This window comes from Paraglaciecola sp. L1A13, assembly GCF_009796745.1.
GTDB lineage: Bacteria > Pseudomonadota > Gammaproteobacteria > Enterobacterales > Alteromonadaceae > Paraglaciecola.
In genome coordinates, this window is sequence record NZ_CP047024.1 from 1865732 (window position 1) to 1879340 (window position 13609).

The 13609-nt window shown below is 43.1% G+C and carries 12 protein-coding genes and 1 pseudogene; 7 read left to right on the forward strand and 6 right to left on the reverse strand.

Annotation, left to right across the window (positions count from 1 at the left end):
* The first annotated feature begins 79 nt into the window (after positions 1-79).
* Positions 80-628 carry a lactoylglutathione lyase gene (gene gloA / locus GQR89_RS07825; RefSeq protein WP_158769527.1) on the forward strand — a complete coding sequence of 183 codons (549 nt, stop codon included), beginning with the start codon at positions 80-82 and terminating at the stop codon, positions 626-628.
* A gap of 261 nt (positions 629-889) precedes the next feature.
* Here gloA and GQR89_RS07830 read toward each other — a convergent pair whose 3' ends face one another.
* From GQR89_RS07830 to GQR89_RS07845, 4 genes are all read right to left on the reverse strand, one after another.
* Complete coding sequence (locus GQR89_RS07830; RefSeq protein WP_158769528.1) at positions 890-1759, reverse strand: DMT family transporter; 870 nt, start codon at positions 1757-1759, stop codon at positions 890-892.
* A gap of 311 nt (positions 1760-2070) precedes the next feature.
* The gene (locus GQR89_RS07835; protein ID WP_158769529.1) at positions 2071-2805 is read right to left on the reverse strand and encodes an NUDIX hydrolase; all 735 of its coding nucleotides are present in this window, start codon (positions 2803-2805) and stop codon (positions 2071-2073) included.
* A gap of 101 nt (positions 2806-2906) precedes the next feature.
* Positions 2907-4061: an aromatic ring-hydroxylating dioxygenase subunit alpha gene (locus tag GQR89_RS07840; RefSeq protein ID WP_199271388.1), complete on the reverse strand. Its 1155-nt coding sequence runs from the start codon at positions 4059-4061 to the stop codon at positions 2907-2909.
* An 843-nt stretch (positions 4062-4904) separates the two neighbouring features.
* Positions 4905-5774 (reverse strand): MYG1 family protein, encoded by an 870-nt coding sequence (locus tag GQR89_RS07845; protein WP_158769530.1) that lies wholly within the window; start codon positions 5772-5774, stop codon positions 4905-4907.
* Positions 5775-6268: 494 nt separating this feature from the next.
* Here GQR89_RS07845 and GQR89_RS21715 point away from each other — a divergent pair.
* The 3 genes and pseudogenes from GQR89_RS21715 to GQR89_RS07855 form a co-directional block, all read left to right on the forward strand.
* Positions 6269-6553 (forward strand): annotated as a pseudogene (locus tag GQR89_RS21715) (hypothetical protein); the annotation flags it as partial.
* Positions 6554-6580: 27 nt separating this feature from the next.
* Positions 6581-6832: a hypothetical protein gene (locus GQR89_RS07850; protein WP_158769531.1), complete on the forward strand. Its 252-nt coding sequence runs from the start codon at positions 6581-6583 to the stop codon at positions 6830-6832.
* A 98-nt stretch (positions 6833-6930) separates the two neighbouring features.
* Positions 6931-7494 carry a GNAT family N-acetyltransferase gene (locus GQR89_RS07855; RefSeq protein ID WP_233269121.1) on the forward strand — a complete coding sequence of 188 codons (564 nt, stop codon included), beginning with the start codon at positions 6931-6933 and terminating at the stop codon, positions 7492-7494.
* Positions 7495-8192: 698 nt separating this feature from the next.
* Here GQR89_RS07855 and GQR89_RS07860 read toward each other — a convergent pair.
* On the reverse strand, positions 8193-8618 hold the full coding sequence (locus tag GQR89_RS07860) for a GNAT family N-acetyltransferase (protein WP_158769532.1): 426 nt from the start codon (positions 8616-8618) through the stop codon (positions 8193-8195).
* Positions 8619-8825: 207 nt separating this feature from the next.
* On the opposite strand from GQR89_RS07860, the gene GQR89_RS07865 reads away from it, so the two are divergent.
* The 3 genes from GQR89_RS07865 (at position 8826) to GQR89_RS07875 (ending at position 12331) form a co-directional block, all read left to right on the forward strand.
* Complete coding sequence (locus GQR89_RS07865) at positions 8826-9353, forward strand: DUF3750 domain-containing protein (RefSeq protein ID WP_158769533.1); 528 nt, start codon at positions 8826-8828, stop codon at positions 9351-9353.
* A 518-nt stretch (positions 9354-9871) separates the two neighbouring features.
* Positions 9872-11734: a TonB-dependent siderophore receptor gene (locus tag GQR89_RS07870; RefSeq protein WP_158769534.1), complete on the forward strand. Its 1863-nt coding sequence runs from the start codon at positions 9872-9874 to the stop codon at positions 11732-11734.
* 123 nt (positions 11735-11857) lie between these two features.
* A complete protein-coding gene (locus GQR89_RS07875) occupies positions 11858-12331 on the forward strand; it encodes a DUF6314 family protein (protein ID WP_158769535.1) in 474 nt (157 codons plus the stop codon).
* A gap of 58 nt (positions 12332-12389) precedes the next feature.
* On the opposite strand, the gene GQR89_RS07880 is transcribed toward GQR89_RS07875, so the two are convergent.
* Positions 12390-13250 (reverse strand): EamA family transporter, encoded by an 861-nt coding sequence (locus GQR89_RS07880; protein WP_158769536.1) that lies wholly within the window; start codon positions 13248-13250, stop codon positions 12390-12392.
* Between the last annotated feature and the right edge of the window lie 359 nt (positions 13251-13609).

Here is a 13609-nt window from a genome sequence, read left to right on the forward strand (position 1 = left end):
TGTTAAACACTGTTGTGAACAAAGCTAATTATCCCCATTCTGTATAAATAAATCAAAAATTGTTTAAGGATCTAATTCTATGAGTCGTCATTTTGAAAAGGCCGAGGGCCTTTGTGAAAATAAAGATGTTGCCACTACTGGTTATGTGTTTAATCAAACTATGTTGCGTATTGCTGAGCCAAAACGTTCGTTAGATTTCTATACTCGGGTGATGGGGATGACATTATTGAAGCGCCTTGATTTCACTGAAATGAAGTTTAGCTTGTATTTTTTGAGCGCAGGCGAAGATTTTTCAGACATTAGCAATGATAATAGCACTCGTACAGCGCAAACCTTCGGCCGCCCAGCCATGCTAGAACTTACCCACAATTGGGATGATACTGCTGACAGTGTGCAGTATCACAATGGCAATAGTGAGCCAAAAGGGTTTGGTCATATCGGATTTCACGTGCCTGATTTACATGAAGCTTGCCAACGTTTTGAGGCACTAAATGTACCTTTTCAAAAGCGCCCAAATGATGGCGCGATGAAAGGGCTCGCGTTTATCAAAGATCCAGACGGGTATTGGATTGAAATTTTCGACGCCGCTAAAGTAAGTGACGCTTGCATTCCACATTTGCAAAAATAAGCAGCAAAGGCGCAGTTTTCACCAATCCCAAGGGCGTCATGACTTAGAGATGCCCTTTGGGGGAATATGAAGCACCAAGGAACATTATTCGTCTTTGTGCCAAGATGGGCGCGGTATGTCTACAATAGTAAGTTGGCATACAGAAGATAACCGAACCCATCACCCAATGGCTCTGAAAGACATTAGCATGAGGTCATGTATGTTTATTGTACTGCTAATTTATTTGGTAATTAAACGAGCAACACAAGTTAGAAACGGGGGTTACACTCCCATATCGATGGCTTTTTTCGGCGTAAAACTGCTGCCGATTGAAGCAATAATGACCAACCCGATGGCAGCCCACTGCAGCACGGTAAGTTGCTCAGCTAAAATTACCAAGCCCGCTAATGCGGCGATCGCTGGCTCTAAACTCATTAGCACGCTAAAAGCCTGAGTTGGCATGTTTCTAAGGGCGATCATTTCCAAGGAATAAGGCAGGGCACTGGATAACACCCCCACTAATAATCCAAGAGGCAGAACTTCCCAGCTAATTAACGCTAAACCTTGGCTTACTGCGCCAATAGGTACAAGCACTGCGGCTGCCACCGTCATGCCCAGTGCCACGGTAATCCCACCGGATGCTTGCTTGCCAGTGCGGGTACCAAACAAGATATAACCAGCCCAACATGCCCCCGCTCCTAATGCCATTAATGCGCCCGTCAGATCAAGCCCTTGTGCGCTGGATAAATCAGGCATAAGCAGAAAAATCCCTGCTATGGCACAAGCCACCCAAACGAGATCACTCTTTCGCTTAGATGAAAATAATGCCACCGCCAAGGGGCCGGTAAACTCAAGGGCAACGGCTATCCCTAAAGGAATACGCTCAATGGCTAAGTAAAACAGAATATTCATCCCGCCTAAACATAAGCCGTAAATAATAATGCTGCGCCAATCTCGCCCTTGAGGTAATGCTCGCCATGGGCGAAAAACCAACCAAAGCACCGCCGCGGCAAAACCTAATCTTAGGGCAGTGGTGCCTTCTGGCCCAACCAACGGAAAAAGTTGTTTGGCCAAAGATGCGCCGGACTGAATGGTCACCATAGCCAGCAAAACACTGCCGATGGCCGTCAGAAGTATACGATTGATTTGCATCGAGAAATTGTCCAGGAAAATGAATAGTAGAAATGTTGGAGAATCGGTATTCTACCTGATGAAAATCAAACCCTACATAAATTATTACTGCCTGGCACCAAAGTCATCATATTAATGGGGCGCAGTACAAGTAGGATGTAATATTATTTTCTTTTGTTTGGCACAGCACCAATTGCTAGCACTGGCGTGCTAAGGCTAGCGCAAAAACTGAACTACTACTTAAGCTGTTTTTAAAGCCCTGTGTCAGGATATATGGCTTGCCGATGTAGTCTTATTAATTTGTTTACGTTATTGCAGCCCAATTTTTAGTTCTATATCTTATCTATGACGGGTTTCCCATTGCGAAAGTATATAAAAGGCCCTTCCACATCGGGTGAGTGGTCACCGGCTAAACGTTGTTCAACTTCTTTAAGTATCATCCGCGTGATTATGGGCAAATCGAGCTTTTCGGCATCGATAAGTGATACCCAGTGCATAGCGAGTAATTCCCCAGAGCCTAGCGGTGCTGCGTGTACATCGCCTTGAATAATATCTGCTTCAACCATAAAAAAACGCGTATCGAAGCGGCGGTTTCGATAAGGTGGGGTAATTGCTCTGGCGATTAAATTCAGGGTATCAAGACGCGGGTTAATACCGTGCTGTAAAAATGCCTTCCACTGAGGAGAACGGGTCTTTATGGTCAAGCTATTAGTTTCGCCGAGGATTAATCCGGTTTCTTCAAAGGTTTCACGAATTGCCGCCAGTGCAAGCGATCTAGCGCGAGACTCAGAGCATCCCTTCATTAGGCGTTTCAGTACGCTGGGATGAAGATCGTTAGGCGGTCGAATGCGACTATCTCCGGCGTCAACCTTACCCCCAGGGAACACATACTTATTAGGCATAAATTTGTGTTCGGCGGCGCGTTTACCCATCAGGATTTTGGGTTGTGCGCTGTCCCGCCGAACAATGATCAATGTTGCCGCATCTTTGGGTTTTACGGCACGTCCTTGCAAACGCATTTCGCTGGCTGGCGTATTGTTAAGGACATATGGTTTGTTAATAGACATATTAACCTTCAGTCAGTTATTCATAGGGAGCTGCTGAGAGCACATTGATTACAAATACGAGTACTAAGATATCCATCTTAGAAAATACCAAGACACATTTTCTATTCGTTTACGCTATTTACTTGTTCAATTTCTTTTGCAAGGTGTGAATGCAGACGAACAATAGCGCTCTCAAACAAGCCAAATTCTAAAAATTCATTTGCCTTGCTTAATAGTCCTCGTTGGGCTGATAAGACTATCTGTAGATCTTCAATGGCGCCTTTGGCGGCAAAACGTTGCCCTTGGGAAACGGTATCAAGCAATGCTGTCTCGTTCTCACCAATAGCACTGATAAGATAAGTATGTTGCCGAGTCGTTGACTCATCTATTGGCTCAAGCACATTGACTTGCATACATCCGGGAAAAGTTGAAATCACGACATTTGGAAATAGATGGTAGACGTAGGTCAGTCGCCCATCAACCGAGATGTCAGCGTGCTTTTTATGTCTTAATCCCTCGATTGATTGATAGGGAAATGCTACGCGGCTATTTTCTCCAAAAACTTCAACCACCGTGAGGTTGTCGTATTGCACAGGGAAGAAGGTACTTTTGTGAGTCTGCCGAATATGGTAACCCTCGAGAGAACTTTCTAGATATAGTTTCCAGTTCGCGTTGACTATCACAGTGGCTGAATTCAACAAACGGTAGTTGTCAGGAATAAGTTTTGGTATAGAAGCAATATCCTGCTCTATATTTGCCAGCGGGTTTTGGTTGATAAATACTAAGCCATTACGCTCAAAACAGGCTACCGCGACAAGTCCTCGTGTTGTCTTATCAACATCAGGAAATCCATGCTCATGAGGAATACTTCGCAGGCTTCCGTCAAGACTGTAAGCCCACCCATGATAGGGACAAACCAATGCTCGTGCACAACCCTGGCCATCGGCAAGTTGAACCCCTCGATGCCGGCAGGCATTCCTAAATGCACGAACAACGCCATCTAATCCGCGCACGGCTATCAAAGGTATATTGGCTGCGTCACGGGCAATATAATCCCCCACTTTGTCAATCGCACTTGACGGGCAAAAGACGATGCTTCTGCTTTGCAGTATTTTAAGCTCGGCATCTAGCCGCGCTTTTGAGCGGTAGTTATCTGTGGGTTCCTTCCAGCTTTGCTTGCCCAAATCTGTGGTGGAATTGTCGATATGAGCAAAAATTCTCTGCATCACTTCCATGTCGCTTAATAGCTGTTTTTGGTCATTCGCATTCACTGGCATATTATCTCGCAAGCTTTATAAATAAGACTGTTCAAAATTAAAACAAAAAATAGACATTGCGAAGTCAACTATCCTTATACTTGGTAATCAGAAATCGTTATATAGAGATGGCTGCATCATCTGATATTGCTTCGCACGCTGCGGCAATGACTTCGTTTATATCATCGAACGTGTCACCTTTTATTGCAATTTAGGCGAGCGCTTGGTCATATTTTCGTTAATGCCAACAGACACTTTGCTTATTACACCGAAAGTGAAAATCGATATTACAAGGTAAACATGACTCAACAGGGTAAGGGGCAACGCAAGCAAAATATGGTTTTCTTTGAAAAGTGTTATCTGTGATGTGTTGTTAATATTCGTGCAGTTTGTTTAAAAGTCTTAGGATTTGTAGCAACGCTAGTTTGGGGATAACGCAAAAAATAGGTTTAAGGATTTGTTTAAAATTTGGCTACCAAGTCCTTCACTTTTTTCGGTCACTGTCCTTTTCTCAAATTGTGCAACTAAAACTGAAAGTGTGTAATTAAGTAAATATTTTAGGGATGAACTGGCGGTTAGTGGTCGAAATAACGAAGTATCAGCGTCAGATAAAGTTTTGAAATCAGCATCTTAAATGGCTGACGAGGTGGGCTGTGTGGCTGAAATATTTTCTTCAGATAAAAAATAAAACTGTTCAAGCTTGACTGTGACGTTGACTTAACCATACACAAACTACATGCCGATCAATGCGAGAACAATTTAATGATGGTTTTCTTGCCATCGCCACACCGCGATAAAATGAAGAACAACGTGAATGATGGGCGTTAAATCACTTCATCCACGTGTTTATCTTCATTGGCTGCACTATTCTTGAAGTGCTAGCGATGCCATTTTCATCGTGCTTTCAAATGATGCGGTACCGGCAATAAATAAACCGTTGTGACAAAACATCGCGTCAACAATTCCCGTCTTATCTTGCAGTTCTGCATTCGACAAGCCAGCCCATTCTTTAGGTAGCGGTTTTCTGTCTTCGAATGAGCCGGGTTCAACAGGTACGGTTTGGATCATCCATTGCCCAGACTGAGAGGGGTAAACCATATATAACGCTTGGTCAGACAATGCGTGAACCGTTTTCTTCCACGGGGTATATTTTTCCAATACAATCACCCTTGGGTCTTGTGCGTTTTTTATCGCTTCGGCGACGATGGCTTTTGCGTTTAAACCTCCGCTGGCCGCTGCTATTGCGCGTGCTAATACGCGGGCAGCGAAATCAACCGCTTCATTAAAGCCGCTGTCAAAGTCACCTTCTTCTTGCCATGTTGGGTTGAACATTGAAATGGTTTGACTAAGACTAATGCCTTCAGCAACACCTTTAACATGCCCACAGTCGATAGCGTCAATGGTGGAAACCAGCCCTGCATCAAGGGCATTGGCTACGCTTTGGCTGTTATCGCATATGGTGAGGCCATACTTCTGCCAAATTAAACCAAATGAAGAGTAGGGAATGCCATTCTCTCGCTCACCAGCGCCGCCGCGTTGGTGATGATCGAAGCGGTCTGTTGCTGGGTCGTGTTCGCCCCCTACATCGATCACGATATCTGCCTTGGCGATAACCTCTAAATCACGGGTGCGAATGAGGGTAAAAGAAGAGAAAATGCTCTTGAGCGCCGCAACACTGAAAACATCGTCAGCATGAAAATTACCGCTGTGCGTTACTACTATTTTATCATTCATTATTTTTTGTCATTTTAGAAAGGAACGGGAAGGTGACGTCAGATATAGGCTAAAGATAGAAAATACTTAACAGGTAAAAATTACGCTGGGGATTCTATATGAAAACAGCCAATAAAGATTGGTGGTAATGACATTTTTCTGTAATAAATAATCCCAAAATTCAATCTTAATCAAGAGGGTCGAAATGTGGAAAGCTACATTATCTAATCAACGTTTATGACATTTTTGCTAAATGGTCGTCATTGCAAAAAAATTTGTATAACTCAATACGTTATACAACGGGTTGCCCACCGTTATAGTCTGTGATTTCGTTTTCGGACTTAAGCTTAGGAGTAACGTAAATAGGTAGCGAACTCCCTCTGCGCTCAAGTCATCGTTTATTTTTAGATCTGTTGCGCTATGATTTTTTGGTTATTTTTTTGATATTTATTAGTGCCTCTATAGTAACTATGTAAAGCGACTATAGCGAGACGGACGTGGGTCTATAATTACTAAAGGGTATCGCAAAAAAATCATTAAATTATGCTCTAAATGAATTTCATTTTTCAGAAGCCATTGTAGAAACGGCTGTGTTAAATAGTCCAGCAATTAGTCTGTACAAGAAATATGGTTTTATTGAATTTAAACGATGGACACCATCACACGGTATTGAGAAACTAGCTATGGCGGTTAAAAATACTACCCAACAATGTAGCTTGGTAATTCGTCACGTAACCCTTTGTTCCGCTTTACTTCAGATTTTAAGCAAAGATCTTTCGCCATTTTATACGCCGCGCTAAACGGCGTTATATTCATAAGGACGTAATATGCATAATTTAAAAATCATTTCTTTGATAGTTGTTGCATCACTTTCTGCAGCATGCTCGAATTCGGTAGGGCCCAACGAAAATAAATTGAGTCCTCAAAAGTACTCACAAAAAAGAAGTATGCAATGGTGCCAAGATAATTATTTTTCTGCATCTGTTGGCGCGAAAGCTCATCAATCGAATGCTAAACATTGTGATACACAAGCAAACCGCGATTATCTTGATGCGAAAGAAAAGCAAGATAATAACTAATTATCAATTCCAATTGGCAAGTCATTAACAAGGACTAAAACAGTAAGCTGTTGCTTTCCTTACTTTCGGCCTGCTAATTTTCTTCTTAACGGGATCCCTTGAGTACCCATATGTGCATTAACTTACGACCGTTAACACAATATGACGATAACTATTTGAGGGTTATCGACTTGTATAAAAAAGCGTTTACCACCGCTCGGTATATTCCAACTTGGTTCCTTAGATTTAAACTTAGAAACGGTAAAGAAGGCTTTAACGTTATTTATTCAGGTCATACTTGGATTGGCCTCATTTATACCTCTGAATATGAGGATATTGTGTTGATACATTTTTTAGCCATATCAGAATCTTATCGCTCGGGTGGATATGGCACTAAAGTAATGGATTCAATGAAGATTACCTCCGCCGGAAAACGCGTGGTATTGAATATTGAAAAACTGGATAAACGAGCAGATAACTACCAACAACGGGTTAAGCGCAAAGTTTTTTATGAGAAAAACGGCTTTCGCTCATCAGGTTATATTGTTCAAGAGCCTGGGGAGCAACTTGAGATGCTTATATTCGGCGGCAGTATTAACAAAGAGGAAATAGAAGCTATGTACAAACACCTTTTTGGTAGTTTGATTGGTTTCTTCCTTAAACCTAAAATTATAAGAATATAAAGTACCACCTTTGCCACTTACGCTATAAAAATATTTGAGTTGGCGGCTAACAATTTACTTAATTCGTTCTTTACATTCTTGCTCACGGTCGTTAGCCACTCAATGTGGCGTTCTGAGTCATAGGCGATATATCCATGAGCACAAAAGCACATAAAATTGCGCTTCAAGTGACGTTCATGCTGCTAAATACGAAGCTATAAAGAAGGCATTTCTCAATATCCTGTCGAACATAAGCCTTGGACTAACCTATGGGCAAAAGCAGGCGAAAGCGCCATTCTTTGACGTATCGAAAGTGCAGGGCCCATGGGGTAGTCAAACCAAGGTCCGGTAATTTAACGAGTATGTCAGTGGCAGTCACTGCTCACCCGCCTTTGAAATTAGCGTATATTTAGGCGCTGCATTGTTATTGGCGACTTTTATAGGAAAGCTGATAACTCAGTATCGTATTCCAACAAATAGACCGATAACCAGCGCGACAAAAATAATGAAGTAAATAATAAGATGCCAGTTTTGTTTACTATTCTGCCTATAGTTCTGTTGCATATGGGAAATATCGTCTTGAGAAAACCAACTATTACAACGGTAGCACTGCCTAGTACCGCGTTTTATGTAGGCACCGCAACACAGGCATTTATATTTGTAACGAAGTCGAGATTCACCTAAAAAAGGGTATTGCATACGGATCTAACATTCGTCATTTAAGATTGATAAACATCGGGTTGCCAGATTTGCATGAGCCCTTGAGGATTTTCTACTTGAGTAAAACCAAATTGGGCATAAAGGCTGTGGGCATCTTTAGTGACGAGCATTGTACGGCGTAAGCCTTGTAAATCTGAGTGGTGAACGATGCTCTGCATAAGCCATTTGCTTAGGCCATTTCCTCGGTGCAAAGGTAAAATAAATACATCTGCTAAGTAAGCAAATGTGGCTTTATCACTGACAACACGAGCGAAACCGACTTGTCGCTGGCAACCATCGAATACCCCGAAGCATATTGAATTTACCATGGCTTTTTGTAACGTTACTTTCGGTATACCTTTGGCCCAGTACGTGTGGGAAATAAACTCGTGGATCACTGCGATATCCATGTCCTCAAGGTTGCTGCTTATTGTGTATCCCTTCATGTTACCGTCTCGATAATTAACACGCGTCTACCGACGCGTTTAGTGTATGTGCTGTTTTGACGATAATAAGCTAATTTAGTCATCAAAAGCGACTATAGCTGTGTTATGACGAAATTGGTAACAGTTGTCACATTGCGTACACTGTCTAGATTTGCTTTATTAATGCTATAAAAGCAGTGAGATTTAAATAAACTCAGGAGGAAATAAATGAGAGTAGTACTGGTACTGGCCATGCTTGGCCTGCTTACGGCGTGCACAAATAGTGACTGGCGCACGGCGTCTCGTGAGTCTGCAGGGTTAGCCCTTGACCCATCAATTGATACACAAGCATCTATTGAAATTTATGCTGCTGATGCCTTTAGCTGGCGTGGTTGGTTTGCTGTGCATACTTGGCTGGCGATAAAAAAAGAAAATGAGCCAGAGTACACTGTATATGAAGTAGTGGGTTGGGCGATAAAAGAAGGGGTGCCAGCTTTGCGTGAATACCAAACTGCAACACCCGATCGCTTTTGGTATGGTGCAAAGCCTGAAAAGGTGTTGTCGATCCAAGGTGAAAAAGCCGCTGAGCTTATCCCTAGAGTAACCGCTGCGGTTAATCGCTATCCGTGGGCAAATGAATACACGTTATTTCCTGGCCCTAACAGTAATACTTTTCCTGCATGGGTAGGCTTGCAAGTCCCTGAATTAGAATTAGATATGCCATTTCGGGCGATTGGCAGTGGTTACGCTGATTAGGCAACAGGCGAGCAATAAGTTAGCTTGACTCACTTTACATTACATCAGGGCAGCTTTAAAAAACCAGTGGTTTATGCTGCCCTAATCCAACATTTTGCGGTTAAATTTTTATCTGGGATGTATATGCGTCGAGTATTTCACTGGCGCACGCACTGCAGACATCTTGGTCCATTACGTTTTCCAATACCCGGCCAAGGGCGCTAATACGATGGGGCTGTAATAGCATCACGGCAATAAATTAAACTAAAGCCTGTAGGTATCGATAACACCAAACAGTTTTCTGTTAGTGATTAGCCTTATAGCGCATTCTCCACTCTGTCCTACCTTCCTAGGTATCTCTTAATCATATACAATCCTCGCCCGTTTATTATCGGGTTAACGAACACCCTAACGATTAAAAATACATTATATTGGCTGGTTTCAGGCTAATGGCTTGGTGATCAGGAGACGGTATTTTTGAAGATATGCAACGAAATGCGCAACGAAATGCGCAACAAAATATGCAACAAGGATAAACAATGATTCGCGCTGTAATGACGACTGCTGTATGTATGGCCTCTACCTTCTCAATATCTTCTTACGGTGCTGCTCTTGTTGAAAAAGGCACTGAAAACGATGTTGAAAAAATTACCATCGAAGGCGCAGCAACAGCGAATGAATCACCTGTTGGCACCTTTAATTCGCCCATCTCTAATTTAGAATACGATCCCAGAGTCGATCTTCAATCCAGAAATATGGCAGAAGCCCAGGCTGACGTCACTATCCGCGGTGGTATATTCGAAAACACGGGCTTTAGCGTGGGAAGTGCAACCCTTATCGACCCACAAACTGGGCATTACTTTGCAGAAATTCCTATTGCACCAGAAATGCTAAGTGCACCCGCTATTTTAACAGGCGCAGATAATTCACTTTACGGTGTAAATAGCTCGGTGGGTTCGGTTGCCTATAAATGGCGACCTATTCAAACCGCAGGCAGTGTTTCATTAGGTATTGGCGACAATAACTTCAATATGCAAAGGGTTCACAACGCGATTACTTGGTCTCTCAATGGATCCCCCGAGTGGAGCGCTGGAGTTGAAGGTGAGTACTCGCGCTCTGAGAGCGATGGAACCATAGAAAATGGTGATCATAATTTTGAGCGGGCATCAGGCCGTATACAACTGATAAGCGACACGTCGCAAACAGATGTGTTTTTCGGCTATCAAGACAAGTTCTTTGGGTGGCCTAACTTGTATACCCCCTTTAATGTAAACGAGACTGAGGACTTACAAACCCGTTTGTTGATGTTTAATCACCAGCAGCAATATGCGCAGGATAGCGCCTTTGAAGTGTCTGCCTATTATCGAAAGCACAATGACCACTACGTTTTTTCAAGAGAAAATCCTGAAAGCTTTCAAGCGTTTCACGAAACCAAGGTAAAATCAGTTGCGGTAACTGGTCGCCATGGGGTCGGTGCAAAACTTGCCGTGAACTACGCTGCGCAGTTCACGGCTGATGAGATTGAATCCACTACCCTTGAAAACAACTTTACCTCTCGCGATTACTACAAGTTAAGTGTTGTGCCTGAATACGCCATAGCCTTAAAAGACAATGAGCACATAACGCTTCGTGTTGGGGCTGCGTATGACGATACCAATCGCGATGATTCAAGCGTATCAGTGATAAGTGATATTGTCTGGCATAAAATAAACACAGACAAGTCTACACGCACGGTTAATTTATCCTATTCTGAAGCGACACAAGTGGCAGGGTACACTGCGATTGGCGGAAGTACGTCGAGCGGACTTTTCAGAAGTAATGACGAACTTCAGCGAGAAACGAGCAAAAACTTGGAATTGGGCGTCTCATTAGATGAAGCAACGTGGCGCGTAGACTCTGCTGTTTTTTACCGCTGGGATAACGAGCTAACTGACTGGACTTACAGCTTTGACTCTACATCCGCGCGAGTGGCAAACCCAGTAGACATCGAAACAGTAGGGGTTGAATTTATCGCCATTAAGCGCTTCGAAAATGCTGATTTAGTAACAAGCTATACCTATCTTGATAAATCCGAAAACTACCGGGATGAGAATATAGATGCGAGCTTCTACGCGTTAAACTATCCTCCCCATCGTTTTACACTTGGGGTGATTTGGTATCCTGTGGAATCGCTTGAATTAAGAGTAGACAACGAATGGCGTAAACAAGAAGAGAACGTGTTGAGAAAGGGCGACAATACGGCGTTTTTCACTCACGTTACACTGACCTACTCGCCGCCGCAGTTTGAAGGCCTCAATGTTGTGCTGGCTGTCGATAACCTGTGGGACGAATCCTTTGAAGAAATTCCCGGCACTCCGGGGCGTTCAGATCAATTATCTGCTACTGCCAGCTATTTCTGGTAACAAGATGAAAGAACACATGCCTAGCCCTTATAGCCTAGACAAATTGGGCAGCGTTTACTTCGGTAATAAGTCATTTCGCTAAGGGTTAGGCGTGATGAAAAGTAACTTTGGTAAGGATTAACTTTGGCGAATAGCAACAACAGTACTGGTCAAGATCTCGGAACTGCGCTGATTTCACGTAACGGTTCGCCTTCTAGCCTTGAGGACTTTTGGGGGGCATGGCAGCTTAACCGGCAGATCCTGCAAAATAGTGGTGAAACGTTCCTATTCGCGGGGCAGGCGAACTTTACGTGGTTGGATTCTCATTTGCTTTACCATGAATCTGGCTTGGTCACGGGGCCAGATAGAAGGGCACTGCAAGCTGAACGCACCTATGTTTGGCGACAGCAAGCAGGCGGTAAAATTGATGTGTTATTTGATGATAACCGATATTTTCACACGTTTAGTGCGGCTGAACCCTGTGCAGAACACCTGTGTGGCGACGATCATTATGTGGTGAATTATGTTTTTGATCATTGGCCAAGATGGGAGTCAACATGGCAGGTAAAAGGCCCAAGAAAAGACTACAAGATGATAAGTCTTTATCAACGGGCATAACGTGTTTTATGCCTAATTGAAAACGCGTCCTCAGGCTAATCCGTAATTATGTGCCAATTTACACCGTATCAATTGTACTGCGCCTTTGTGATAACCACAGTGCGATGCCAATAATGAAACCGCCAAGCGCAAGCCGGCTAAAATCTGTATCTATTTGCCAAAGCACAAGATTGACAATCAGCCCAGCGGGTATGAGTGCATTATTCATAATGGCCAACGTACCTGCCGAGACCTTCAGAGCACCTTGATTCCAAAAGTAGTAACCCATTCCAGATGCCATCACACCCAACCATAACAGCACGCCCCACTGGGTTGTATTTTGCGGTAATTGATTGGTATTTCCGAACATAACGAAGGCAGGTAAAGCCACGGCAAGGGCGCCAATGTAGAACCATGCGAATATATTATGGTTAGAAATGGAGGGCGGGAATGTGGATGCCAGTTTCCGGTAGCCAACCTGACCAAGCGCAAAGCAAAGATTAGCCCCTTGCACAATAATAAAGCCTGTCCAGAAGTGCTCACTGACGTCCTCAAAACGAATGATTGCCGCGCCAACAGTGGCAATTAGCGCACACAACATATGAAAAGGAGAGAACCGCTTGAATAGCGCATCGTTGAGCATAGTCACATAAAGCGGAGTGAAAATAGTAAACAGGAGTACTTCCGGTACAGATAAATAAAGAAATGAATGGTAGAAAAAAATGTACATTATACCTAGCTGTAATGCGCCTAAACAGGCGAGAGCTAGCTTTTGCTTAGCGCTCAGTAGCGAAAACTTCAGAAAGGGTAAGAACAGGAGAGATGCGAGTAATACTCGAGTAAGAACAGAAAAATAGCTATCTACGGCGCCCGCCAAATACTCGCCTATTAGAGAAAACGAAAATGCCCATAAAACTGTGACGGCGACTAAATAAAACACGCGAGACTCTTTTGCAAAATTGTGTGCGCGCTAAAGTATTGCATCGCGCCGGTTTAATCAAGATTACTGTTTTGATTATGCTGTGGGGCAAATAGACGTTAGCCATTCCGTGTCAGTCATTTTTTAGCCATCCCGTGTTAGTCATTTTAATGTAGATAAGTGCAGATAACCTATTTGTGATTGTCTCAATTGGGGGATCTACAAAAGCCACTTTTTAGCGGAACGACGCCACATCGTTTTTAAATGGAAATGATTAAGACACCAATCTTAATTCTTAGCCATTTGGAACCGTATGTAGCAAAAATACATAGCAAAGCCCTCTTGATAACTGACGTCATAATTTAGTCGCTCAAAAAATC